Origin of the sequence: Parabacteroides distasonis, assembly GCF_004793765.1 — a bacterium.
GTDB classification, from domain to species: domain Bacteria; phylum Bacteroidota; class Bacteroidia; order Bacteroidales; family Tannerellaceae; genus Parabacteroides; species Parabacteroides distasonis_A.
In genome coordinates this window covers 25761-51018 of the sequence record NZ_SRYM01000026.1, presented here as the reverse complement: position 1 = coordinate 51018, position 25258 = coordinate 25761, and the positions used below count along the sequence as shown (strand labels likewise).

20 protein-coding genes and 3 pseudogenes are annotated in these 25258 nt (G+C 40.1%); 16 read left to right on the top strand and 7 right to left on the bottom strand.

Annotated features, from left to right (window positions below):
• On the top strand, positions 1-193 hold a 193-nt coding region (locus E5342_RS10545; protein ID WP_432707220.1), incomplete at its 5' end, for a hypothetical protein.
• Here E5342_RS10545 and E5342_RS10540 read toward each other — a convergent pair.
• Genes E5342_RS10540 through E5342_RS10530 form a run of 3 tightly spaced genes read right to left on the bottom strand, consistent with a single transcriptional unit; the run spans position 165 to position 3032 of the window.
• The gene (locus E5342_RS10540; protein WP_121773769.1) at positions 165-539 is read right to left on the bottom strand and encodes a hypothetical protein; all 375 of its coding nucleotides are present in this window, start codon (positions 537-539) and stop codon (positions 165-167) included. The two genes, E5342_RS10545 and E5342_RS10540, sit on opposite strands and share 29 nt — an antisense overlap.
• Positions 540-560: 21 nt before the next feature.
• Positions 561-1781, bottom strand: a complete 1221-nt coding sequence (locus E5342_RS10535) for a site-specific integrase (protein ID WP_135959341.1) — start codon at positions 1779-1781, stop codon at positions 561-563.
• Between the two features lie 21 nt (positions 1782-1802).
• A complete protein-coding gene (locus E5342_RS10530) occupies positions 1803-3032 on the bottom strand; it encodes a site-specific integrase (RefSeq protein ID WP_135959340.1) in 1230 nt (409 codons plus the stop codon).
• Between the two features lie 51 nt (positions 3033-3083).
• Between E5342_RS10530 and E5342_RS10525 the strand changes: the two genes are divergently transcribed.
• The 9 genes from E5342_RS10525 to E5342_RS10485 all read left to right on the top strand — a co-directional run bounded on the left by E5342_RS10525 (position 3084) and on the right by E5342_RS10485 (position 15510).
• Positions 3084-3524, top strand: coding sequence for a tyrosine-type recombinase/integrase (locus E5342_RS10525; RefSeq protein ID WP_135959339.1), 441 nt, complete (start codon positions 3084-3086; stop codon positions 3522-3524).
• A gap of 22 nt (positions 3525-3546) precedes the next feature.
• Positions 3547-3945, top strand: coding sequence for a hypothetical protein (locus tag E5342_RS10520; protein ID WP_065539596.1), 399 nt, complete (start codon positions 3547-3549; stop codon positions 3943-3945).
• Positions 3946-4644: 699 nt separating this feature from the next.
• Positions 4645-4842 carry a helix-turn-helix transcriptional regulator gene (locus tag E5342_RS10515; protein WP_065539597.1) on the top strand — a complete coding sequence of 66 codons (198 nt, stop codon included), beginning with the start codon at positions 4645-4647 and terminating at the stop codon, positions 4840-4842.
• A 30-nt stretch (positions 4843-4872) separates the two neighbouring features.
• Positions 4873-6429, top strand: a complete 1557-nt coding sequence (locus tag E5342_RS10510; protein ID WP_065539598.1) for a type I restriction-modification system subunit M — start codon at positions 4873-4875, stop codon at positions 6427-6429.
• Complete coding sequence (locus E5342_RS10505; protein WP_135959338.1) at positions 6426-7679, top strand: restriction endonuclease subunit S; 1254 nt, start codon at positions 6426-6428, stop codon at positions 7677-7679. The genes E5342_RS10510 and E5342_RS10505 overlap by 4 nt, the downstream gene beginning before the upstream one ends.
• 1 nt (position 7680) lies before the next feature.
• Positions 7681-8805: an AAA family ATPase gene (locus E5342_RS10500; RefSeq protein WP_121735273.1), complete on the top strand. Its 1125-nt coding sequence runs from the start codon at positions 7681-7683 to the stop codon at positions 8803-8805.
• 1 nt (position 8806) lies between these two features.
• Positions 8807-11914: a type I restriction endonuclease subunit R gene (locus E5342_RS10495; protein WP_065540468.1), complete on the top strand. Its 3108-nt coding sequence runs from the start codon at positions 8807-8809 to the stop codon at positions 11912-11914.
• A 27-nt stretch (positions 11915-11941) separates the two neighbouring features.
• A complete protein-coding gene (locus E5342_RS10490) occupies positions 11942-13831 on the top strand; it encodes a hypothetical protein (protein WP_065539601.1) in 1890 nt (629 codons plus the stop codon).
• A 2-nt stretch (positions 13832-13833) separates the two neighbouring features.
• A complete protein-coding gene (locus E5342_RS10485) occupies positions 13834-15510 on the top strand; it encodes an RNA-binding domain-containing protein (RefSeq protein ID WP_135959337.1) in 1677 nt (558 codons plus the stop codon).
• Positions 15511-15912: 402 nt separating this feature from the next.
• Here E5342_RS10485 and E5342_RS10480 read toward each other — a convergent pair whose 3' ends face one another.
• From E5342_RS10480 to E5342_RS10465, 4 genes are all read right to left on the bottom strand, one after another.
• Entirely contained in the window at positions 15913-16605 is a 693-nt protein-coding gene (locus E5342_RS10480; protein ID WP_121735276.1) for an NUDIX hydrolase, read from the bottom strand.
• A 20-nt stretch (positions 16606-16625) separates the two neighbouring features.
• The gene (galK, locus tag E5342_RS10475; protein ID WP_121735304.1) at positions 16626-17771 is read right to left on the bottom strand and encodes a galactokinase; all 1146 of its coding nucleotides are present in this window, start codon (positions 17769-17771) and stop codon (positions 16626-16628) included.
• Positions 17772-17878: 107 nt separating this feature from the next.
• Positions 17879-19153, bottom strand: a complete 1275-nt coding sequence (locus tag E5342_RS10470; RefSeq protein ID WP_005866353.1) for an MFS transporter — start codon at positions 19151-19153, stop codon at positions 17879-17881.
• Between the two features lie 46 nt (positions 19154-19199).
• Positions 19200-20276 carry an aldose epimerase family protein gene (locus E5342_RS10465; RefSeq protein ID WP_121735277.1) on the bottom strand — a complete coding sequence of 359 codons (1077 nt, stop codon included), beginning with the start codon at positions 20274-20276 and terminating at the stop codon, positions 19200-19202.
• A 689-nt stretch (positions 20277-20965) separates the two neighbouring features.
• On the opposite strand from E5342_RS10465, the pseudogene E5342_RS20175 reads away from it, so the two are divergent.
• The 6 genes and pseudogenes from E5342_RS20175 to E5342_RS10440 form a co-directional block, all read left to right on the top strand.
• Positions 20966-21439, top strand: a pseudogene (locus E5342_RS20175) (PfkB family carbohydrate kinase); the annotation flags it as partial.
• Between the two features lie 91 nt (positions 21440-21530).
• On the top strand, positions 21531-23087 hold the full coding sequence (locus E5342_RS10455) for an ADP-ribosylglycohydrolase family protein (protein ID WP_135959336.1): 1557 nt from the start codon (positions 21531-21533) through the stop codon (positions 23085-23087).
• A 13-nt stretch (positions 23088-23100) separates the two neighbouring features.
• Positions 23101-23928, top strand: a pseudogene (locus E5342_RS10450) (nucleoside hydrolase); the annotation flags it as partial.
• A pseudogene (locus E5342_RS20340) lies at positions 23922-24050 on the top strand (multidrug DMT transporter permease); the annotation flags it as partial. The pseudogenes E5342_RS10450 and E5342_RS20340, both read left to right, overlap by 7 nt.
• A gap of 90 nt (positions 24051-24140) precedes the next feature.
• The gene (locus tag E5342_RS10445; RefSeq protein WP_135959335.1) at positions 24141-24890 is read left to right on the top strand and encodes a hypothetical protein; all 750 of its coding nucleotides are present in this window, start codon (positions 24141-24143) and stop codon (positions 24888-24890) included.
• A complete protein-coding gene (locus E5342_RS10440; protein ID WP_121735280.1) occupies positions 24877-25257 on the top strand; it encodes a GtrA family protein in 381 nt (126 codons plus the stop codon). The genes E5342_RS10445 and E5342_RS10440 overlap by 14 nt, the downstream gene beginning before the upstream one ends.
• The last annotated feature ends 1 nt before the right edge of the window (position 25258 follow it).

Here is a 25258-nt window from a genome sequence, read left to right as displayed (position 1 = left end):
CTTCAAGCGTATGGCAGGCAATGGCAAGGTTTTCGGGTTGAATACGCTCCGCAGGGGGAAGATTCCGCCCGAAACGGCTCTGCCGCCCGACCTTGCCACTACCATCAAGCCATACGCTACCTTTGCATCCGTGCATCGGGAACGAGTGGCTGACGGAATGAACCTCAACTATACCATCGGTTATTACCTCTGACGCTGGCAACTAATAGTGTAATCGTCGTAGCTTTCTTAATGGTGCTAATTTCATTTATTATAAACCGTCTGAACAAGACACTCTCTTTACTGCATATCCTGAATGCAACGGCTATAACCATTTCAATATCATAAACGTCATAACTGATGCCATCCGGTTGCTTGAGATACTTCATCGTGTCAAATTCGTTCAGTTCCTTGTTCTTGTAAATGGTATGAATCGCCTTGTGGACATCGCATGAGAACACACCGAACAGGTCGGCTATCTCAAATTGTGTCATCCACACGGGTGCTGTCGGCATAATGACTACACCCGTTTCACTGATTGTTATTATTCCTCTGTCCATAATGTACTGAATTGATACTGTTTACTTATTGTTGTCTGTCTTTTCGCCGATAGATTGTATTTTCCTGCGTTCCATCAGCTTGTCCATGTCCTTTGAGATTTTATCATCAGTTATCCGTGCGTAACCCTGTGTCGTCCGGATATTGGAATGCCCCATCATCTTGGCAATACTTTCGATAGGTATATCCGCCGAAATCAGAAATGTTCCGAAACTGTGCCGACTTTGATGATAGCTCAAATTTTCCTCTTTGCCTATGGTTATTCCCAATTCGTGAACCTCAAACCATAGGGCATCACGGTTGGGAAGAGGAAACACAGGTTTCTCGTCATCGGTCGTATTGTACAGTGACAATATCCGCTCCGCTATGGGATGTAAGGGTATGAACGCCTCCACCCTTGTCTTTTTTCGGTTGATGCGGATATACCGCCTGCCATCAGCGTTCGTCCCGATATGGTGGGGATGAAGAAGTTTGATGTCCACATACGCCAGTCCCGTCAGGGTCGAGAAGATGAAAGCTCGTCTTGCCAATTCCATCCGCTTGTCATACATCGGTGTGGAAAGTATCTTCTTGAATTCTTCACGGCTGATGTACTTGTGCCTTGCTTCCGGCTTTGGCTCGTATTCCAAGTCCTCGCAGGGATTCACACGGATAATCTCTTTATCGACAGCCAAATAAAGCAGACGGTTCAGCCAACATAGGCATTTGTTGGTCTGGGAAGCCCCGAAATTCTTGCATTTCTTAAGATATGCCTTGTAAGATTTTCCAAAATCCTCCGTCACCTCTTCAAGGGCGATGTCTTTCTTCCCGAAAGAAGCAAGATAATCCGTCAGATACTTCTGATAGTACATGGAGTGACGGTAGGAAGAAATTGAATCTATTTCTGCCGAATGTTTCCTTAACCGTTCTCTTTCCCATTCCCCCATTTGCAGGAGAGTGGTCGGATGGATGTTGTTCAAGGATATGTGGTTTTTCAGCATCTCGGCACTGACCACGCCTTGTGATTTCAGTATCTCATTGTAGGCTTCCTCTGTCAGTCGCAAATATTCCCGTAAGCGGTTATTTTCCCTTACGGATTTAATTTCGTTTTTCTTGCTGTTCCATTCTTCCGGTCGGCAATAAATCCCCGTACTGATGACGGTCTGTTTTCCGTCAATGGTTATACGGCAGAGTATGGCAGTCGTACCGTCAGCCTTTACTTTGTTGCGGTTAATATAGGGCAAGAGTGAAAATGTGCTTCGCATATCGTTTTCTGTATTAAAGGATTAAAGAACTAATTGAAAATCTTCGGTGGCTTCTATGAACTTGTCCATGTCCTCGAAAAGTTTCTTCGGGCTGACACGGGCATAGACTTGTGTTGTGGAAATGTCGGAATGTCCCAGCATCCGGCTGATGGTCTCTATCGGCACACCTGCTTCAAGCGTAATCAGCGAAGCGAAACTGTGCCTCGCCTGATGGTAGCACAAATCATCCTTGATGCCTGCCAGTGCAGCCAACGCTTTCATGTGTCGTTTCATGTTCGGGTGGTGGATTATCGGAAAAAGCGTCTCCCGGGTTTCATCCCTGTATTTTTCAAGCAGAGCCAACGCTTCGGGAAGCAGTTTCACGCTCGCCCGATGTTCGTTTTTCTTCCGGCGGTATTTCAGCCATAATGCTCCGTTATCATCCGTGTGCAGGTTCTCGTCCGTGATGGAAACCACATCAGCGTATGACACGCCCGTATAACAGGCGAACAGGAAAAGGTCGCGTGCCAGTATGTGCGTCTTTCGGTATGAAGGTATCTCCACGTCACGGATTCTTTCGAACGATTCGCGGCTCAATGCACGTGGTGTCCTTTCCGATTGCCGGGGCAGGGCGAAATGTTGAAAATGGCATTTCTCGGAATACCCTTTCTTATAGGCAAGGCGGCAGATTTTCTTCAGGATGGCAAGGTGGTGGCGTACGGTATCAATCGCATAGCCTTTCTCTTCCGTGACGAAGGCCTGATAGTCGTGTATGAACTGTTCCGTCAATTGTCCGAAAGCCAGATCCTTGACCTTGTACTTAGTTTCGATGAACACCCCGAGTGTCAGCCGCATATAGTGATAGCCGGGATAAGTCCCCTTTGCCCGGTCTATACCGATACGTGCCTTAATGTCGTCACAGATTGCATCTGTCATTTTCATGAGGGTCATTTGTGTTTCCATGCTTCCTTGGAAAAGGTCTTTCACATCGGTGGCATCGAAATCAATCTTACGCTCCACAAGATTGTCGAATGCCGTGTTTACCGCCAACAGCAGCTTCTCAATTCTGGTATTGCTTTCCACCGCTTCCTTGCTCTTGCCGTTCAGACGGCTTTCACGTGGATTCCACAATTCCGGTCTGCAGGACAGCTTGCAACTGAACTGCGCCATACTCCGGTTCACGGTGATTCTTCCCATTATCGGGGCTTTGCCCGACTTGTCCGGTTCGCTCTTTTTAAGGTAGAGCAGCACCTTGAATTTTTCTACTTTCATACGCTTATACTTTTTAGTGCAAAATTACTTGCCATATAAGCGTTCTTTGATATGCAAAACACTGTGTATGAGTGCAAACAAAACGGTGGGGATTTCTTTTCATCGCTTACCGTTACCTATTTTCGTTTCGGTAACTGCCCGGCTAACGGTTTGGTAACTGAACAACCTCAATATTCTGTTATCATTTGCATTTTCTCTACTTGGCAGAATACAGAAATGCAGCTCATTTCAAACGGTTTACATTTTATCTTTACCTGTTCGCTTTCCCTTGCACAGCCTATCACTTTCCATCAAAGCAGGCATTCATACGCCACGACCATTTGCTTATCCAATGGAGTGCCCATTGAAACGCTATCCAAATTGATGGGGCATACAAGCATACGAAGCACTCAAATTTATGCAAAGATTACAGCCGAGAAGGTAAACAATGATATTGAGAATCTATCCAAGCAAATAGAATCGCTGGAGACTTTTATTTGTAAAGCCATTTAACAACCTCTAAAACCAAGAAACGATGAAACAAGAAAGAAACATCATAACAATGGGTGAATATGGAAGAATCCATTTCCCGAGCACAACGAACAATGACATTTGGATGAACACAAATGAATTGATTGAGCTGTTCGGTATCAAATATTCGATTTTAAGAGGTAATATCAAAGCCATATACAAAAGCGGAATCCTTGATGAATGTGAGGTACAAAGATGTATCAAATTATCCAATGGAATAAGCATAGATGTTTATGCACTCCTGATGATTGTTGCTCTATCTTTTCGACTAAATACATTGGGAGCATACAAGGTTAGAGAGTGTGTAATGAACAAACTCGCAACCAAGCCAAGAAACGGCGTACTGTTTTTGAATGTGCATACGCACGAATGTATGAATGAAAATAAGTATGGACATAACTAAATGCGTATAGATGTGGGTATGATGCTACATTCAAATGTACCCATGTATGAAATTCCCATCATACGTTCATTCCTCTATGGTTACAAAGGTATGTGCGAACACCTTATGAAATCTGCAAGTTCAAGCGGCAAGCCGTTTTCGGAACAATCTTCCTCTCATACTTCGAATGTATTGATCCGAAAAAACTTGCATATTTCAAGGTCGCACAGGTAAAGTACCCATAGAGGAGATGACCGACCGATGGGAAACAGGAAACTCAGACGGATAGTAGAGCATAGATAGCTCTGCTATCCGTTTCTTTTTTAGAAGGAAGAATCCCTCCCTCAAAGAAACAGCAATTCTATGTTTGCCACAGACCGGTCGGCTTGCTGTCCTGCTGGCTATACGGCAGGCACACATGCGGGCTGTATAGCTTTATTGCCCACAAACTTGACAACCGCCATATTGCTTACCTATGTTATGGCAGTCCCAATTACAAGCCAAGAGTTGAAACTTTAGACTTGTATTCTTCTGGACACAGCAAGGTATGTTTTGTATAACTCAAAACCTTTCGGGTTACTCCCGAAAACCTTGCCGCATTCTGCGAACTTATCCCTCCGAAGTCGGGATAATTAGTAAGTTGGGAATTTTTCTTGGCTATTATTCTTTTATTCCCGATAAAATAAATACATTTGCGTTAAATTCAATAGATTGATTATAATGGAGGATATAAATCGTCTTAAAATAGTGCTTGTCGAAAAGAAGAAAACAGGCAAATGGTTGGCAGAACAATTAGGTAAAAATCCGTCAACTGTATCTAAATGGTGTTCCAATGTGGCACAACCTGATTTGGCAACATTAGTAAAGATTGCGACCTTATTGGAGGTTGATGTGCAGAATTTGATAAATAAAGCGTAACTCTACCATAAGTATAAATCGAAAGTTTTTATGACAAGCAATACACAAAGAGCTCTATTACAGGCTCAGATATGGAAAATCGCCAACGAAGTACGTGGAGCGGTTGATGGATGGGACTTTAAGCAGTTTGTCCTTGGTACATTGTTCTACCGTTTTATTAGTGAGAATTTCTCGAATTACATTGAAGGTGGAGATGAGAGCGTTGATTATGCTAATCTGCCTGATAGCATAATCACTCCCGAAATTAAAGACGATGCGATTAAGACCAAAGGATATTTCATATACCCAAGTCAGTTATTTGTAAATATCGCTAAAACAGCGAACAAGAATCCAAATCTAAACACAGACCTCAAAGCTATATTTACAGCAATTGAGGGTTCTGCGGTTGGTTATGATTCAGAGGGAGACATCAAAGGCCTATTTGCAGACTTTGATACCACAAGCACTCGATTAGGAAATACCGTAGAGGATAAGAATAGTCGTTTGGCAGCTGTTATAAAGGGTGTTGAAGGATTGAACTTCGGTAATTTTGAAGACAATCATATCGACTTGTTTGGCGATGCCTATGAGTTCTTGATACACAATTATGCTGCTAATGCTGGAAAATCAGGTGGTGAGTTCTTTACTCCTCAATGTGTATCAAATCTTATTGCGCGCTTGGCAATGCATAACCAGAGTTCCATAAATAAGATTTATGACCCTGCTGCAGGCTCTGGTTCATTATTGTTGCAGGCGAAAAAACAGTTTGATGAGCATATTATTGAAGAAGGTTTCTTTGGTCAAGAGATTAACCATACTACATACAATCTTGCTCGTATGAATATGTTTCTGCATAACATAAACTACGACAAATTTAACATTGCGCTGGGCAATACTCTGATGGATCCTCAATTTGGCGATGACAAGCCTTTTGATGCGATTGTATCCAATCCTCCGTACTCCGTAAATTGGATTGGTTCTGATGACCCAACACTGATTAACGATGATCGATTTGCTCCTGCAGGTGTGTTAGCCCCTAAGTCAAAAGCGGACTTCGCTTTTGTACTGCACGCATTGAGTTATCTTTCAAGCAAAGGTAGAGCTGCGATAGTATGTTTCCCTGGTATTTTCTATCGAGGAGGTGCAGAGCAAAAGATTAGAAAATATTTGGTAGATAACAACTTTGTAGAGACTGTTATTGCACTGGCACCTAATCTATTCTACGGAACTACGATTGCGGTAAACATCTTAGTTTTATCTAAACATAAATTAGATACAAAGACTCAATTTATTGATGCTACCAGCAATAAGTTTTATAAAAAAGGAACAAATAACAATGTTCTTGAAGAGGAGCATATAAGTGAGATTATAAAAATCTTTGATAGAAAAGAAGATAAAGAAGCTATTGCAAAATCTATTGACAACAAACAGATTGCAGAAAATGATTACAATCTATCCGTCAGTAGTTATGTAGAAGCAAAAGAGACCCGAAAAGAAACCAATATTAAGGAACTCAATGAACGCATCCGCAAGATTGTGGCACGAGAGAATGAATTGAGAACAGAGATTAATAAAATCATCGCGGAATTAGAGGAGGATGAGCTATGAATAAGTTGAAAAGATTGATAGAGGAACTTTGCCCCAATGGTGTTAAAAACAAGAAGCTTGGGGAGGTATGTGATTTTGTGAATGGCTTTGCTTTTAGAAGTAGTCTTTTTAGAGAAGATGGAGAAAAGATTATACGTATAACTAATATCAATGGTCGTACTGTTGATATAGATGATGTTAAATATTTTTATAAAGAGGATTATAAAACAGACCTAGAACAATTTTCAATCAAAAATGGAGATATTTTGATTGCAATGTCAGGTGCCACGACTGGAAAAATAGGATGTTATAATTATGATGATATCTCATATTTAAACCAACGAATCGGAAAGTTTAAGCCTCATAGTGGTATCCTATCAAGAAGATACTTATATCATGTACTTCTTGCGAATACAGGGACTTTATATGTACTTGCTGGAGGTGGAGCCCAACCCAATTTAAGCTCTACTAAACTAATGGAAACTTTTGAGATTCCAGTTCCTCCTTTTGTTGTGCAAGAAGAAATTGCAAACATTCTCGACCGCTTCGCAGAATATGCAGCGGAGCTGCAAGCGGAGCTGCAAGCGGAGCTGCAAGCGAGACAAGAGCAATATGAATACTATCGAAATAAGTTGCTGACATTCAACAAAATAGGGGGGCAAGGCGTAATATGGATGAAAATGAGTGAGTTAGGTACATTCATAAGAGGCAATGGCTTGCAAAAAAAGGATTTTACAGAAAGTGGAATCCCTTGTATTCATTATGGTCAGATATATACACACTATGGGACATTTGCAACAAAGACCAAATCGTATGTAAACAGTGAAACAGCCAAGAAGTGCAAAAAAGCTCACTATGGCGATTTGGTATTTGCAACCGTAAGTGAAAATATTGATGATGTTTGCAAATGTGTTGCTTGGCTTGGGGATGAAGAAATTTGTATTAGTGGAGATAGTCTAGCTTTTTCTCATGATCAAAATCCCAAATACATAGCGTATTATTTTCAAACATATGCATTTGCAAAATACAAAAGGAGTAGAGTTACAGGGACAAAAGTCATTAGGTTGCATCAATCACAATTAGAACAATTTGAGATACCTATACCTCCCCTAACAGAACAAGAGCGTATAGTTTCTATTCTTGATAAGTTTGAAGCATTGGTTAGCGACCTAGTACAAGGGCTGCCAGCAGAAATAGCAGCAGTAAAAGAACAATACGAATATTATAGAAATAAACTACTATCATTTCCAAAGTATAAATTAAGTGCTTGATATGGGAAAGACATTGACCGAAATTGCCCAAACGCTTAAAGATGCCAATAAGAAGGTACAATTGATTTATGCCTTCAATGGTGTTGGAAAAACTCGCCTTTCTCGTGAGTTTAAGGAGTTGGTTGCACCCAAAACTGAAGGTGAAGAGACAGAAGAAGAGAGGCCATTAAAAGTTCTCTACTATAATGCCTTTACCGAAGATTTGTTCTATTGGGATAATGATTTGCATGAAGATACCAATAGAAAGTTAATCATACACCCAAACAGTTTTACAGATTGGATATTCAAAGATCAAGGTCAAGAGTCTAATATAATTACGCACTTTCAGCGTTATACGAATGACAAACTTACTCCATCTTTTAACAAAGACTTCAATGAGATTTCTTTTTCATTAGAGCGTGGAGATGATAATACGATAGACAATATTAAAATCTCCAAAGGAGAAGAAAGTTGTTTGATTTGGTGTGTCTTTTTCAGCTTGATAAAATTAGTTATAGATACATTAAATGAGTCAGAGCCTGCAAATCGTGATACTAATCAATTTGATGAGTTGGAATATATTTTTATCGATGACCCTGTCAGTTCTTTGGATGAGAATCACCTAATAGAGCTTGCTGTTAATATTGCAGAATTAATAAAGTCGAGTCAATCTGATATTAAGTTTATCATTACAACTCATAATCCGTTGTTTTATAATGTGCTATACAATGAGTTGGAGCTAAAGAAGAAAAATAGACAGGGAAACGAGTGCTGCTATCTATTAGATAAAGAAGACGATGGCACATATGAGTTGAATGGGAAACTTGGAGATTCAAATAAGAGTTTCTCATACCACTTGTATTTGAGGTCAGTCCTCCAAGAAGCAGTTGATGATAATAAGATTGAAAAGTATCATTTCATGCTCCTTCGAAATCTTTACGAAAAGACCGCAAACTTTTTAGGCTATCCACAATGGTCAGATTTGTTACCTGATGACAAGAAGACATATTATAACAGGATTATTCAGTTCACGAGCCATTCCACATTGTCAAATGAGGTAATTCCTGAGCCAACAGAACCTGAGAAAAACACTTTAAAATTGCTCTTGAAGCATCTTGTCGATAATAATTATTATACCGAAGAATAAAATGGCATACTATAACACCATAGCAGAATCGAACAACTTTATCGTACTTGATGAGTATGAAAAGTATTCAGTGTTAAATGAGCCTTCTGTTGTGTATCAAACAGAGGCATCACTTGAACATGAGTTTATTCAAGATTTAAGGAATCAGGGTTACGAATATTTACCTGATTTAAATACTCCTGAAGCATTGTTTGCTAATGTCAGAACGCAACTGCAAGTACTCAATGATGTTGAATTTACTGATAGCGAATGGGCGAGATATTTAGAAGAATATCTTGATAAACCAAGCGATTCTCTCATCGAAAAAACAAGAAAAATCCAAGATGATTACATCTATGATTTTGTCTTTGATGATGGTCATATTAAAAATATCTATTTGGTAGACAAGCAGAATCTATCAAGAAACAAGGTTCAAGTTATCAGGCAGTTTGTGCAAGAAGGGTCACATCTTAACCGTTATGATGTGACAATTTTGGTTAATGGACTACCTTTGGTTCAAGTTGAGTTGAAGAAGCGAGGTGTTGCGATTAGAGAAGCATTCAATCAAGTACATCGCTATTCAAAAGAGAGTTTTAACACAAAGGACTCTTTATATAAGTACATTCAGCTATTCGTTATATCCAATGGCACTGATAGCCGATATTTTGCCAATACTGTAGAACGAAACAAGAATAGTTTTGACTTTACAATGAATTGGGCCAAAGCAAACAATTCGTTGATTAAAGACTTGAAGGATTTTACTGCAACATTCTTTCAGAAGAATACTCTGCTGAATGTAATACTAACATATTCAGTATTTGATTCAAACAATACATTGTTGATAATGCGACCATATCAGATTGCAGCAACGGAGAGAATACTATGGAAAATTAGGAGTTCATATCAGGCAAAGAAATGGTCTACTACAGAAGGTGGTGGATATATTTGGCATACAACAGGTTCTGGTAAGACTCTTACGAGTTTTAAGGCTGCAAGGTTGGCTACTCAACTCGATTTCATAGACAAAGTATTCTTTGTTGTTGATAGAAAAGATCTTGACTATCAAACGATGAAAGAGTATCAGCGATTCTCTCCCGATAGTGTGAATGGTTCAGAAAGCACTGCCGGACTGAAACGAAACATAGATAAAGACGATAACAAGATTATCGTTACCACTATTCAGAAATTAAATAATCTGATGAAGAGCGAAAACGATTTGCCCATTTATCAGAAACAAGTTGTCTTTATCTTCGATGAAGCACATCGCTCACAGTTTGGTGAAGCGCAAAAGCAATTAAAGAAGAAGTTTAAGAAATACTATCAGTTTGGATTTACAGGAACTCCAATCTTCCCAGAAAATGCACTTGGCTCTGATACCACTGCGAGTGTGTTCGGAAGAGAGTTGCATTCGTATGTTATTACAGATGCCATTCGTGATGAAAAAGTCTTAAAATTCAAGGTCGATTATAACAATGTTCGTCCTCGATTCAAGGGAATCGAAACGGAACAAAATGAAAAAAAGTTAAGTGCGGCAGAAAACAAGTCTGCACTGCTTCACCCTGCACGTATCAAAGAAATATCTCAATATATATTGGATAATTTCAAGATAAAAACTCATCGAAGTATAGGTGCTAATAAGGGTTTTAATGCGATGTTTGCAGTTAGTAGTGTAGATGTAGCTAAGTGTTATTATGAGGAATTAAACAACCTTCAGCAAGGCTCTGAAAAGCCATTGAAGATAGCAACAATCTTTTCATTTGCGGCCAATGAAGAGCAATCGGCAATCGGTGAAATTATGGATGAGAATTTTGAGCCTACAGCAATGGATGTTAGTGCAAAAGAGTTCTTGACTAATGCCATTAACGATTATAATGCTATGTTTAAGACAAGTTTTGGGGTTGATAGCAGAGAATTCCAGAACTATTATAGAGATCTTGCCAAACGAGTAAAGAAAAAAGAAATAGACCTTGTCATTGTTGTTGGCATGTTCCTTACTGGTTTTGATGCTCCAACACTTAATACTTTATTTGTTGATAAGAATTTACGTTATCACGGACTTATTCAGGCTTTCTCTCGTACGAATAGAATTTTTGATGCAACAAAAACATTCGGTAATATCGTTACATTTAGAGATTTAGAGCAACACACTATTGATGCTATAACTCTATTTGGAGATAGTAATACTAGAAATGTAGTGCTCGAAAGGAGTTACAAAGAATATTTGGAAGGATTTAAGGATATTGTTACGGGTGATGCCCGTAGAGGATATATTGAGGTTGTAAAAGAGTTAAATGAAAGATTCCCCGATGTCGATAAGATAGAGACAGAACAAGATAAAAAAGATTTTTCTAAACTCTTTGGTGAGTACTTACGTATTGAGAACATTTTGCAGAACTATGATGAATATACTCATCTTAAGGCTTTGCAAGGGATAGACTTGGACAATCCTAATGCTGTTGAGGAATTTAAAAATACATATTTCGTAACAGATGAGGATATTAAGGAAATGCAACAGGTAGAAATGTTGTCTGAACGAGCCGTTCAAGATTACAAATCTACTTATAACGATATTAGAGATTGGTTAAGACGTGAGAAGGATGGTTCTGCTGCTGAAAAATCTAAGATTGATTGGGATGACGTTGTCTTTGAGATTGACCTACTTAAATCTCAAGAGATAAACTTGGACTATATACTGGAGTTAATCTTCGAGAAGAATAATAAGACCAAAGATAAAACTGCATTGATTGAAGAGATACGAGGTGTAATTCGTGCAAGTGTAGGTAACAGAGCGAAGGAAAGTCTTATCGTTGATTTTATTAACGATACAGACTTGGACACTATTACTGATAAGGCTAGTATTATTGAGTCGTTCTTTGAATATGCACAAAGTAAACAGAAGCAAGAGGCCTCAGAGTTAATTTCTTCTGAAAACTTAAATGAAGAAGAAGCCAAGCGATACATTACTGTTTCCTTAAAGCGTGAGTTTGTTAGTGAGAATGGAACCGACTTTAATAGTATCTTACCAAAGATGAGTCCGTTGAATCCTATGTACTTGACCAAGAAGCATAAGGTGTTCTTGCTAATTGCAGCATTTGTAGAGAAGTTCAAGGGAGTAGGTGGAAAATTATAAATTAAAGTTTTAAATAAATACAGTATTATGAGCGAACAATTATTAACAACATATTCCTTTTTTGCAGCCTTAACAGAAAATAGCACAGATATTTATAGTGCTGTATATGTTCCTATATGCAAAAGAGCATTGTCTTTATACGCTAAGAACAAAACTATTGGTAGCGACCAAGACATATGTAATTTGATATCCTCAGAATATGGAATTGATGTGCCATTGCTAATTATTCGTAAACTTATAAAGTCTGTTGTTAATGATTTGTCTCGAAAGGATAAAACAAAATTTGATTTTCAGATTATAGAAAATGGTAATAATTTTTCATTCTCGTTTAAATCATTCTCGTTCTGCGACATCGAAGAATCGTATAACGTAGAGAGACGCAAATCAAATGCACTACAACAGGCATTTGAAATATTTGCCAAAGAACAAGGAGAAAATATAAACAACATTCCGTCCTTTTCAGATTTTATAAATAAGAATAAGAATAAAATCTCATCATTCCTTTCGGGAAGAGTTAATGATATTACAGATTGTTCTGAAGTTTCTTTTATGCCTCATGTACGTTTCCTTCAATACATAGAACAAAATAATGACAACCTATATAAGGCTACAAAACAAATTTTTATAGGTTCTGTTATTGCGTCATATTTAGAATCTGATTTTGATTTAGAGGCGAAATTAGAAAAAGGAACATCGTATTATCTTGACACCCAAATAGTGTTGGAACTTTTAGACTTGCAAAGAGCAGAAGATACGCCTCCAACAAAAGAATTAATTAAATTAATTCATGATACTGGAGGCAATATCAGATTGATGGACATAACATTAGATGAGATAAAAACTAATATACAAAATGCTATACACAATTATGATAGGAATCATCCAACGACAACAATTAATGAGGCATGTGTTCGTTTAGGAAAAAATAAAACTTGGCTTATCGCTTTGCATGGAAATTTGGATAATTTACTACAAACAGACTATAAAATTAATATAGACAAGGTTCCCGAATCTGATATTGAGAAATTTGCAAATACTGACGATGCAACGCAATTAAAAGAAATTTGGTTTAGAAAACATTCTGCAGTACATGATGTTGTTGCATATTTACATGTTCGGGAAAAGCGCAAATATGATCCAAATAAAAAGTTGCTACAAAAGGCTAGTTATTGGTTTGTAACTGCCAACAGAAAACTTTGTGAATTTAACATTACAAAGAAGGTTAATGGCAACATAGGTGAAATCATTATGCCTGATGAACTAACGAGTTTATTGTTTTTACAGAATCCTAAGAAATTATCAGGAAGGGTTTCTTCAATTGGATTAAACGAATTGATTGCGCAAACTTTATCAGAAGAATACCCTAGCAGGGATTTAATTAACGAATTTGATAGTGTCGTTTCATCTTTGCAAAATATATCTGCTGATGACTATAAAATATTGTTATCTTCTATATCTCAAGAATCTACCATCAAGATTCACAAGTTATTGCATGGTTCTATTTCTGAGCCTGAAAAGTTTAACAAGGATATACATGCAATTATTGAAACAGAACGCAACAATAAACTGAAAACAGATAATAAACATAAGATTGAAATACAGAAGAATAATGAACTTCAAGAAGCCAACAAGAACTTATCAAGACAATTATCTGATATATCCCAACAGATTGCAGATATTCAAGAGAGTCAGCATTTAGAGAAAATTAGACAAGAAGAAAAGGATAAGATAAATAGGCGTTGGATTTGGATGTGTATATCTATTATAGTTGCATTAGCAGCAATAATAGTTTTACAAAGTTTTCCCAATATAACAAAATGTATACAAAAAAGCATTCAGATTATTGGTGGATTAGGGGGATTTTGGGGATTTTGCAATTTAGCACTAAATCTTTGGTCAAAATTTAAATCGCATTAATTATGACTTCAAAAGAACTTCAACAATACTTACTTCGCGAATTTCCACAGGAGAACGCCTGTTGTGAATGGAAAGAGATGAAGAATTTGAAAAACTCCTTTGCTGGAGACGAAAAAAATGATGTTGTCTCTTATGTGTCAGCCATTGCCAATATGGAGGGTGGACATCTTGTAATTGGAGTACAGGACCAAACATTGGAAATTGTGGGTACTGACCTTACGAAGTTTAACTTGAATGCACAATCTGCTGTTTGGAAATTAGTTGAACATTGTACAAACCTTTCTTCAGAAGGGCTTGACATCAGCGAATATATAACGGAAGACACGCAAAAGGTTGTGTGGGTTATTCATATCCCTAAGCATCTCCCACGCCGTCCTGTGTATGCTCATAAGAAGGCATGGCAACGAGTGGAAGATTCGTTAGTGGAAATGACTCAAGAAAGACTTTCCGCTATTCTTGAAGAACCGATATTTGAAGCAAAGGATTGGTCTGCCGAGATTGTCCTTAACGTTACACTGGCTGACCTTGACGAATTGGCTATTGCCAAGGCACGTGTTATGTTCAAAAAGGTTCATGCTTCTAAAATCCCGTCAGAAGAGATTGATGCATGGTCGGTAGAAGAATTGCTTTGTAATAGCGGTATCATGATTGATGGAAAATTGACACGTGCTGCTATTATTCTTTTGGGTAAACCTGTATCAGTTTTTAAACTTCGCCCAGCTATGGCGGAGGTAACTTGGACATTACGCGATGAACATCAAGAGGTAGTGGATTACGAACATTTTACGGTTCCCTTCATTTTGACTGTGGATCAAATATTGGGTAAGATTCGTAACCTGACAATGAGAGAACTGCCTGGAGGAACATTATTCCCCGATACAATGAAACAATATGATGACTACACGATTCGTGAGGCACTTCATAATGCCATTGCACATCAAGATTACACCTTGCAACAACGTATCAATTTTGTAGAAAATCCGAGCTATCTGTATTATGAAAACGGAGGTAGCTTCATTCCTGGCACTCTGCAAAAAGCATTGGCAACCAAAGGGCCACAACGACATTTCAGAAATGAATGTCTTTGCCGGGCAATGGTAAACTTCAACATGATTGACACTGTAAGTAGAGGAATCAAGAAGATGTTCAATGAGCAGTGGCGTCGCCATTTCCCAATGCCCGATTATGAAATAGATGCAACGAATAAGGAGGTCGGTGTGAAAATATATGGTAATTCCATCAATGAGAAATATACCAAACTCTTAAAGGAAAATGACACTTTGACATTGGAAGATTGTATATTGTTGGATGCCGTACAAAAAGGGCATCGTATTTCGGAGGACAATGTAGTGGCACTACTGGAAAGAGGCTTGTTAGAAGGAGATAGTTCTGAGTATCGTATTTCGCTTGATGTAGCAAAGAAGACACACCAATTACCTGAATATACACGTAACAAAGGTCTTGACAAATCTAAAATTCAACAAATGATTTTGCAGTATTTGCAGAATGCAGGTTCTACAGGAGCAAAACGTGATGCCATATTCGATTATCTGAAAGAAGTCCTGCCGCAAAATAAGACACATGAGCAACAAGAGCGAATGTTGGGTAACATTCTTTCAGAAATGAAAGAAAAAGGATTAATCACTCCTGAAGGTCGAACTTGGTTCCTGAAGTCGTAATCCATAAATTATGACTGAAATATGACCTATTACGACTATTTATAACTATAAAAGGGGATTATAACTGAAAAAGTAGCCCAATTCTTTGCTCAATCAAGGAATTTGGCTACTTTTGTATCAGAGTTGTTTGACAAAGCAGAACGCAGAAGATTGGTGCAATCTCGAAATCGCCAAATCGTTACCAACAACTTTCTACCATAGCATTCGCTATTTGTGTATCAATCAGATACGGAATAATTGATTATCCGATACAAAGATAATCAAACTCTTTGTAAGAGCCGTTATATCAATCAAACAATTCCTTTTCAGTAAAGCTTCTATCTTCTTATATTTTGGGTAAATTGAGAGCTGTTTAAGATAGCCCGCTTAGCGCCTTATTCTTGAGGGTACACATCATTCGGATTAGAGCGAGAAGTCGAAACCCTGTTCAACCCATTTGTTGTATTTTTTCTCGTTGAATTTGTAGAGGAAAGCTCCTCGCTTAGAACTTTTCTTGTCTTTGATATCCAGTTTCTCCAGAATATCCATGGCGTTTAGCTTTTTGCGAAAGTTCCGTTTGTCTAAAGGGGTTTGGTAGATGGCCTCATACAATGTCTGTAGTTGGGGCAAGGTAAATTGCTCGGGAAGCAAATTGAAACCGATAGGGCGGCTTGCCGCCTTCTTTTTAAGGACAGACAACGTATCGTTTATCATTTGGTTATGGTCGAAAATCAAGTCAGGAAGCTCGGATATCTTGGTCCAAGTAGCGTTATGACTTTCCAAGATCTCGGGGTTAAAATCATTCATATTCACCAAAGAATAGTAAGCTACGGAGATAACCCGTTCCCCTAAGTCACGCGATACATCTCCGTAAGCCCCTATTTGTTCCATAAAAAGATGCTCGATACCCGTGCAATCCGTTAATACCCGTGATGCTGCTTCATCTACGCTTTCCCCGGATTTCACGAAGCCTCCCATAAGGGACCACTGTCCTTTCATCGGCTCGAACGAACGTTTGTATAATAAAACATTCAACTCCTTATTGTTAAACCCTAGAATGATACAATCTACGGCAACATAGAATTTTACTTCGTCTTGATAAAAAGCTGCTGACATCGTTTTATGGATTTTAAAGATTAACAGAGCTTGCGTGCTCCGTCGCTGATTACTACATTATATAATTTAGGTTCACGGCCAAACTTCTCTTTATAAGCGGAGAAGGCTTTCTTCACGAAATCGTCGTATAACTCCTCCTTAACCAAGTTTATCGTACAACCACCGAATCCTCCACCCATGACACGAGAACCCGTTACACCACATTCCTTGGCGATATCGTTCAAGAAATCCAGTTCCTCGCAGCTAACTTCATAAAGCTTGCTCATACCTTGATGCGTGCCGTACATCTTTTCGCCGACAGTCTCATAGTCGCCTTTCTCCAAAGCGGCACATACGTCGAGTACGCGTTGGATTTCCTCGATAACATATTCGGCACGCATGTAATCCTCTGCGCTGACATCCGCTTTTACCTCGTTCAGCATCTCCATCGTAGCGTCACGTAAGAACTCTACTTCCGGATGGTTGCGGCGAATGGCGGCTACCACGTTCTCGCAGGATTGACGGCGTTTGTTGTAGGCTGAGGACGCCAACTCGTGCTTAACGACCGAATCCAATAACACGAGTTTGTAACCAACCGGATTAAACGGATAATATTTATATTCCAAAGAACGGCAATCCAAGCGGATCAAACTTCCGGCCTTGCCGAATACGGAAGCGAATTGGTCCATGATACCGCAATTCACGCCACAATAATTATGTTCTGTAGCCTGACCGATCTTAGCCAACTCGAATTTATCGATATTCAATGAGAATAAGTCATTCAATGCGAAAGCATAAGTACTTTCCAATGCGGCGGAAGAAGACATTCCAGCACCCAGAGGTACGTCTCCGGCAAATACGGTATCGAAACCTTGGATATTGCCACCTCGTTTAATAATCTCCCGACATACGCCAAAGATATATCTTGCCCAGCTTGCGGAAGGAGCGTCCTCCTCGGTCAAGCCAAATTCAGCGTAATCATTTAAGTCGATGGAGAACGCCCGGACTTTGCCCGTCCCATTTGGTTTGATCTCAGCGATCATTCCTTTATCTACGGCACCCGGAAAAACGAAACCTCCATTATAATCAGTATGTTCACCGATCAAGTTAATACGTCCCGGAGATGTGTATAAGCTACCTTCGGTATAAAATAACTCTTTAAATTTAGTTCTGATTTTTTGTTGCATGATACTTAATTTGATTAAGGTAAATAATTGAATAAACAAGAAGAAATTATCCATTCAGAAAACTCTGCCGGATAATTTCTTCTTTATTATATTATGTCCTGTCCTTATTATTCAACAGGAATATCTTTGTTTACGTTCTTGCTACCAATCAAAGCGTAATATAGCAAATATGCCAATCCTAGGAATACCACCCAGAAGCTAGTAATGAAACCGCCAGCGTCGGCTACAGCTCCTTGGATCAACGGAAGAATACCTCCACCGCAAACCATTACCATAAAGATACCGGAAGCGGCTGCCGTATATTTACCTAAACCTTCTACTGCCAAGTTGAAGATACCACCCCACATGATGGAAGTGCATAAACCACAAAGAGCCATGAACATGATTCCGACAGGAACCTCAACCATACCGAAAGAGATATCTGACAAGAATACAGGCATACTAACTTTAGTCGTAGCAGGGGCGAAGATAGCGATCAAGATAAAGATCATACCTACCGTGGCGGCTGATGACAACATCGCCTTACTAGAGATCTTAGCTCCGAAAGAGGCACCGAACAGACGTCCGATCATCATCAAGAACCAATATGTACCCACGATAGAACCGGCTACTGTAGGATCGATACCGATCTCAGGGGAAGTAGCGAACAAGTTCATGAAGTTAGGAATACCTACCTCGACACCTACATACAAGAAGATTGCGATGGCACCTAAAATGAAGTGACGGAAAGAAAGTGCGCTGTGCTTATCCGGAGTCTTTGCTTCATTTTCCTTAACCATATGCGGTTCTGGAATTTGCATGCAGAACAATACGATAAATACGATGGCAAAGATACCCATAGCCAAGAACAATGCCGGGTTAGCGTCACTGATCTGAGCCTTAGCAGCGTCACCGATCAAATAACCAACCAATACCGGAACGATCGTAGCGCCGATAGAGTTCACGGAGCCTGCAACCTGAATTAATTGGTTACCTTTGTTTCCACCACCACCTAACGTGTTCAACATCGGGTTTACTACGGTATTCAACATACACATAGAGAAACCGGACACGAAAGCACCTGTCAAATAAACAGCGTAGCTACCAGCCACACCGGAAAGATAAGAAATACCTACACCACAGAAACCTACGATGATCGCTAACAAAGCGGTTTTCTTGTAACCGATCTTCTGCAATAACATACCGGCCGGAATACCCATGAAGGCATAGGCGATAAAGTTAGCCGCGTTACCCAGTTGCGACATGAAGTTGCTGGCAGCGAACTGGTTCTTAACGATGATACCGAATGGGTTCTGTAGACCTGTCACGAAAGATATCATGAAGAAGAGAGCCACCATCATGATAATAGGCAATGTGTAATTCTTTTTTGCTGTTGATTCCATTTCTTTTTTGTTGTTTTTAGATTATTAGATTACTTGAATTATTTTCTTATTCTACACTGAATTTATAAATAGTAGTACTTTGGAAAACCTCGCCCGGGCGGAGTTCCGTTGTCGGATATTCCGGTTTGTTAGGGCTATCGGGGAAATGTTGGGTTTCCAGACATAAAGCGGCCCGTTCCGGGTAGCGTTGTCCGTTCTTACCTTCGAAATCTCCGGTCATCCAGTTTCCGGTGTATAATTGCACGCCCGGTTCGGTCGTATAAGTTTCCATTACGATACCGGTCTTGGGAGAGGAGCAGCGAGCGCAAAAAGAAAGTTCGTTGTCCTCTTTATTTAATAGGTACGTGTGGTCATATCCCTTACCGAATATAAGCTGTTCGAAATTGTCATTGATTCGTTCGCCTACCTCATGAGGAGTCCGGAAGTCCATCGGTGTACCTTCTACCTTCTCTTTAGGTCCGTACGGGATCGCCGTATTGTCTGTAGGCAGATAATGGTCGGCGTTGATCGTGAGGATATGGTCTCCTATATAAGGATCTCCCGCACCGGATAGGTTAAAATAAGAATGATTGGTTAGGTTTAAGACCGTAGGTTTATCCGTAGAGGCTTGATAGGAGATAACGACCTCATTCTCATTTGTCAGATGATAAGTTACGGTTGTCTTTAGTTCTCCAGGGAAACCTTCCTCGCTATCGGCGGAGGTATATTTCAAATCAATGGTTTGCTCGTCTATTTGTTTGGCGTCCCATACTACCGCATTGAATCCCTTGATTCCGCCATGCAAGCTATTGGGACCGTTGTTTATGGCTAATTTGTCATAAGTAATACCGTCGATCGTGAATTTTCCAGCGGCGATACGATTTCCATAACGACCGCAAATAGCACCGAAATAAGGTTCTTCTGATGTTAAGTACTCTTCAATCGAATTATGGCCAGTAACGACATCGGTCATTTTCCCGTTCTTATCAGGAACCATCAGCGATACGATTTTCGCTCCATAATTTGTAATCGCTAGCTCTGCTCCAACCTTGTTACACAGGGTATAAAGTGCCGTTTCTTTCCCGTCAATTTGCTTGCTAAAATTAGCTACAGACAAGCCCGACAGTGTATTTATGTTCTTCATGCGTATCAATATTATTGAAATTGCGTGTAAAAGTAACTTTCTTCTTTGTATTTATAACGTTTCCGAATAATGTTTTATAGCATGATTTTAGATTTGTCTACCAAAAATATATAATTATGGCTTGTTGATACGTCAAGTCCTTGATTTTTCTCTTGAGCTAAAAAGTCAAAACAACTGAGTTGGGGCTTGAGTTTTGATATAGCCTCAAACTTACACGGGACTGATGAGGGAAATTCTCATTATGATGTCGTGTGATCCGGTAAAAACATGTATGTGTTTTCGCAAAAACATGTATGACTTTTGTGGAAAACATATGTGTGTTTTTTTAGAAATATAACCATGTTTTTAAGGACGTTGATGATCTGTAATAAGCATGCGAATGATATGAGCATGCTTATTGTTTGGATTTATTATTTGAATGTATCGTCTAATTTTTTATTCCTTTATGTCTTATGTTATAGACAATACGCTGCAATCTTGTCAAATGAAGTTAACTTCACCAGCGAAGTAACTTAACATACTTTGCCGGCGAACCTAAGATACTTTGCTGATGAAGCTAAATCACTTTTATATTTTGGATCTTTTTATATTTGCAACATCAGTGAATGAATGTGAATTAATATGAAATCCGGTATGCTAAGCGGAATATATGATATTTTTGTTAAACAAGTGATTAATAAGAGAACAGTATGGAGAACTTGAGGAATCATAATATATTGGTTGTTGGAAGTAGCAATACCGATATGGTCATAAAAACGAATCATCTTCCTCGTCCGGGAGAGACGGTATTAGGAGGAACATTTTTTATGAACCCGGGTGGGAAAGGAGCGAATCAAGCGGTTGCTGTTGCCCGGTTAGGGGGGTGGGTCTCGTTTATTTTGTAAAACAGGCAGTGATATATTCGGACATCAATCCCAGCAGCTATTTGAGGAAGAGGGAATTGATACTTCCTATATTTTCTCAGATCCGAAAATCCATCAGGCGTAGCGTTGATTACGGTGGATGCTCATGCTGAAAATTGTATTGTGATGGCCTCCGGAGCTAACGCTAATTTATTATCTTCAGATTTAGCGAAATCGGAAGAAGCGATAGAAAAGGCCGATTTGATTTTAATGCAATTGGAGATTCCTATGGATACTGTCGAGTTTGTCGCTAAGATGGCATCGTCCGTGACTCGTGTGGGAGCGCAATCTTCCGCTCCTTATCGGAATGAGGTGGATATTTTTGATTAATCTATAAAAACAATCTAATAGTATGAAACAAACAGTATTTGCGGTGATAACGGTAGCCTCTTTATTTCTAGGGGCGACCTCATGTTCCCAACAACCCTCGACAAAGGAGCAAACGACGGTGCCCGCTGAGTTTACGATTAGTAAAGAAAAGTTGATGGATAAGATTAAGGGAGGTTGGGCCGGACAAACCATAGGCTGTACGTATGGCGGTCCGACGGAGTTCAAGTATAACGGAACGATGATTCAGGAATACGTACCGATCGTATGGCCGGCCGGGTATATCAAGTGGTGGTACGAGAATGTTCCCGGATTATACGATGATGTTTATATGGACCTTACGTTCGTGGATGTCTTTGACAGGTTGGGATTGGACGCCCCTGTAGACTCATTCGCCATGGCGTTCGCTACGGCGGGATATACGTTGTGGCATGCTAACCAATCGGCACGTTATAATATTTTACAAGGGATCATGCCTCCGGCGTCAGGTCATTGGCTGAATAACCCGCATGCGGATGATCTGGATTATCAGATCGAGGCGGACTATGCCGGACTGATGTCGCCGGGTATGCCGAATACGGCTTCCGAGATCTCTGATAAGATCGGGCATATCATGAATTACGGAGATGGTTGGTACGGCGGTGTGTATGTCGGGGCGATGTATTCGTTATCGTTTATCTCGGATGATATCGAGTTTATCGTGACCGAGGCATTAAAGACGATACCGGAGCAAAGTACCTATTATAAATGTATGAGCGATGTGATCCGCTGGCATAAGGAATATCTGGACGATTGGAAACGCGCTTGGTTTGAGTGCGAGAAGAAATGGAGCTCGGATATCGGCTGTCCGGATGGTGTTTTTGTCCCGTTCAATATCGATGCCGTGATCAATAGCGCATACATTCTTATCGGCTTGCTTTATGGTGAGGGAGATTTCTATAAGACATTGGATATCTCTACTCGTTGCGGACAAGATTCGGATTGCAACCCGGCCTCTGCGGGTGGTGTCTTAGGAACGATCCTTGGTTATAGCCATATACCGGATTATTGGATGAAGAACTTGAGAGAGGTGGAAGATATGGATTTTGCCTATACGACTATTTCATTGAATAAGACTTACCAAATGGGTTTCAATCAAGCGTTGCAAGTGATAGAGAGCAACGGCGGTTCCGTGTCAGGTGACGAGGTGACGATCAAATGCCAGCAGCCTGTAGCCGTTCGTTATGAGAAGGCTTTCGAGGGTATGTATCCGATAGAGAAAGTGGCGGTTAATAAGAATTTGCCCGATGTGGGAGAACTACCTTTTGAGGGAACAGGTGCCGTATTCAGAGGCTTTGTGAACGCTAAAGATGATAAATACGTAGCGAAAGTAGAGATGTACCTAGATGGGGATCTGGTTGAGACGGCGAATCTTCCGGCATCCTATACGACTCGTAGGAACGACCTGTTCTGGAAGTATCAGCTGCCCAAGGGAAAACACACGGCTACGTTTAAATGGCTAAATCCACGTAATGATATCTCCGTTCATTTCAGCGAAATATTGATTTATTCGGATGCTCCGAAAGAGATTGTTCACCAATAAAATTATAAAGATTATGAAGAAATCATTGTTTCTGATGGGTTTATTTGCCTTGTTGATTTCCTGTAAGGGAAATGTGTCGAAAAATATTCCTCAAACCGATAAGCCTCAACCGGTAAATCTTATTCTGGATACCGATTTAGGTCCGGACTATGATGATGTGGGCGCTATAGCCTTGATGCATGCCTTGGCGGATAGCGGTCAGGTAAATATTCTTGCGACTCTTTCCTCCAACCATGATGAGCGGGTGGTGCCTTGCATTGAGGTGTTGAATACTTATTTCAACCGTCCGGACATACCGGTAGGGGCATCAAAGAGCGAACCGGGGGTCTCCTTGACTACTTGGCATAAAACGAAGTGGACAGACGAGTTACCCGCTAACTATCCGCATCATACGGCGAAGACTTCCGACGCTCCGGATGCCCTGAAGGTGTATCGTAAGATTCTGAGCGAACAACCGGATACCAGTGTAGTTATTTGTACGATTGGTTTCTTCTCTAATTTAAGGGATTTGCTTCAATCGGGAGCTGATGAATATAGCGATCTCTCCGGAAAGGAATTAGTTGCCAAGAAAGTGAAACGCTTGGTTTCTATGGCGGGCCTGTTTCCGGAAGGTAAAGAATTCAATGTGTATTGCGATGTCCCTGCCTCTAAAGTCGTAGCGGAGGAATGGCCTACAGAGATTGTCTTTAGCGGTTTTGAGATCGGGAACGTAATCTTGACCGGAAAGAAACTGGTACAGATGAACGTAGAGAACAGTCCCGTAAAAGATGCGTACGCCCTTTGTTTTGCGGAGGGAGATCCGGAAGGGCGTATGAGTTGGGATCATACGGCAGTATTGGTCAATCTTTCAGTATGATAGCGTCCGAGAAAGCGGGAGCGCCTGCCATTTCCAATCGTCTGAATGTCGGGATGTTCATTTTATTCGTGATTGGACTTGGATTCTTAATTTATGCGGGAGCTTAAATAACGTTATTTTTATTTATTCCGGAAAAAACATTACCTTTGTTCTTGTTTCTTGTTTATGGGAGTTTAATTAATGAAAAAAGACGATCTATGAAAGAAGAAGGTGATGTGTTCAAAAAGTTCCGTGATTCCTTCAGCAGGATGGAGGGACATTTCCATATACTAGAACAGCGTGTGCCGGTTGAATTTCAGATGGAGTATTTCAAATACTCGGAAAACGTACGGAAGGAAAACCGGCCTCCCCGTCCCTTATCGGAGGATGAGTGCGAGACCCTGTACAACACTTTGTTGACGGAGGAAACCACGGACAAGACCGAGAAGAGATATTTGTTATCTCAATTGGCTACCTCAAAATCTGTCCGTGCGTACCGTTTGTTGGAGGAATACACCCAGCATCCGGACCCGGAAGTGACAGATTGGGCCTACATGGCTTTGATGGAGTCTCGTATCTCTTTAGAGTCCGATTTCTCCAACGAGAAACAAATTTATATCTCGACCGGCTTGGGAGGAAAAGGGGAGAAGCTACGTTTCTATGTCTTGATGACGTCTAAAGGCAAGAAATCTTTCCAAGAATATCAGCGGCGGATAGTCGAGCGGGAGTTCGCTTATTATCTGCCGAAAACGGACTGCGAGATCGAGCGTTTGACGATCGGTGAGCAGTATGTGGAGCTGGTGTTCTTGATCCCGGTGCGTACGGATATAAAAACCACGTTGGACCGGGTGATCAATGAATGTAACCAATACGGTGATTTCCTCTCGAATGTTTTCACGATCACGAATGTCAAAGAATTGACACCAGAGGAGATTTCTGAGATTATAAATAAGAATGGAGACGATTAAGCAAGCTATTAAGTATGGTGTAGTCGGGTTGAGTAATACCTTGATAACGATGATCGTTATCTGGGTGATGATGAAACTCTTCGGATGCCGGGAAGGTTTATCTAACTTAACGGGATATGTGGTAGGCATATTAAACAGTTTCATCTGGAACAAGCAGTGGACTTTCAAGGGAAGTTCCACCGGATGGACGAAAGGGGCGGTTCGGTTCACGATCGCTTTCATTATTTGTTATGCCTTACAGTACGGATTGGTACTGATCTTGAATTCCCGACTTACGATCGATCATTACTACAACCACTTGATTGGAATGGCTTTCTATACGGTGATCAATTTTTTAGTAAATAAGTTTTATACCTTTAAAGCTTAAA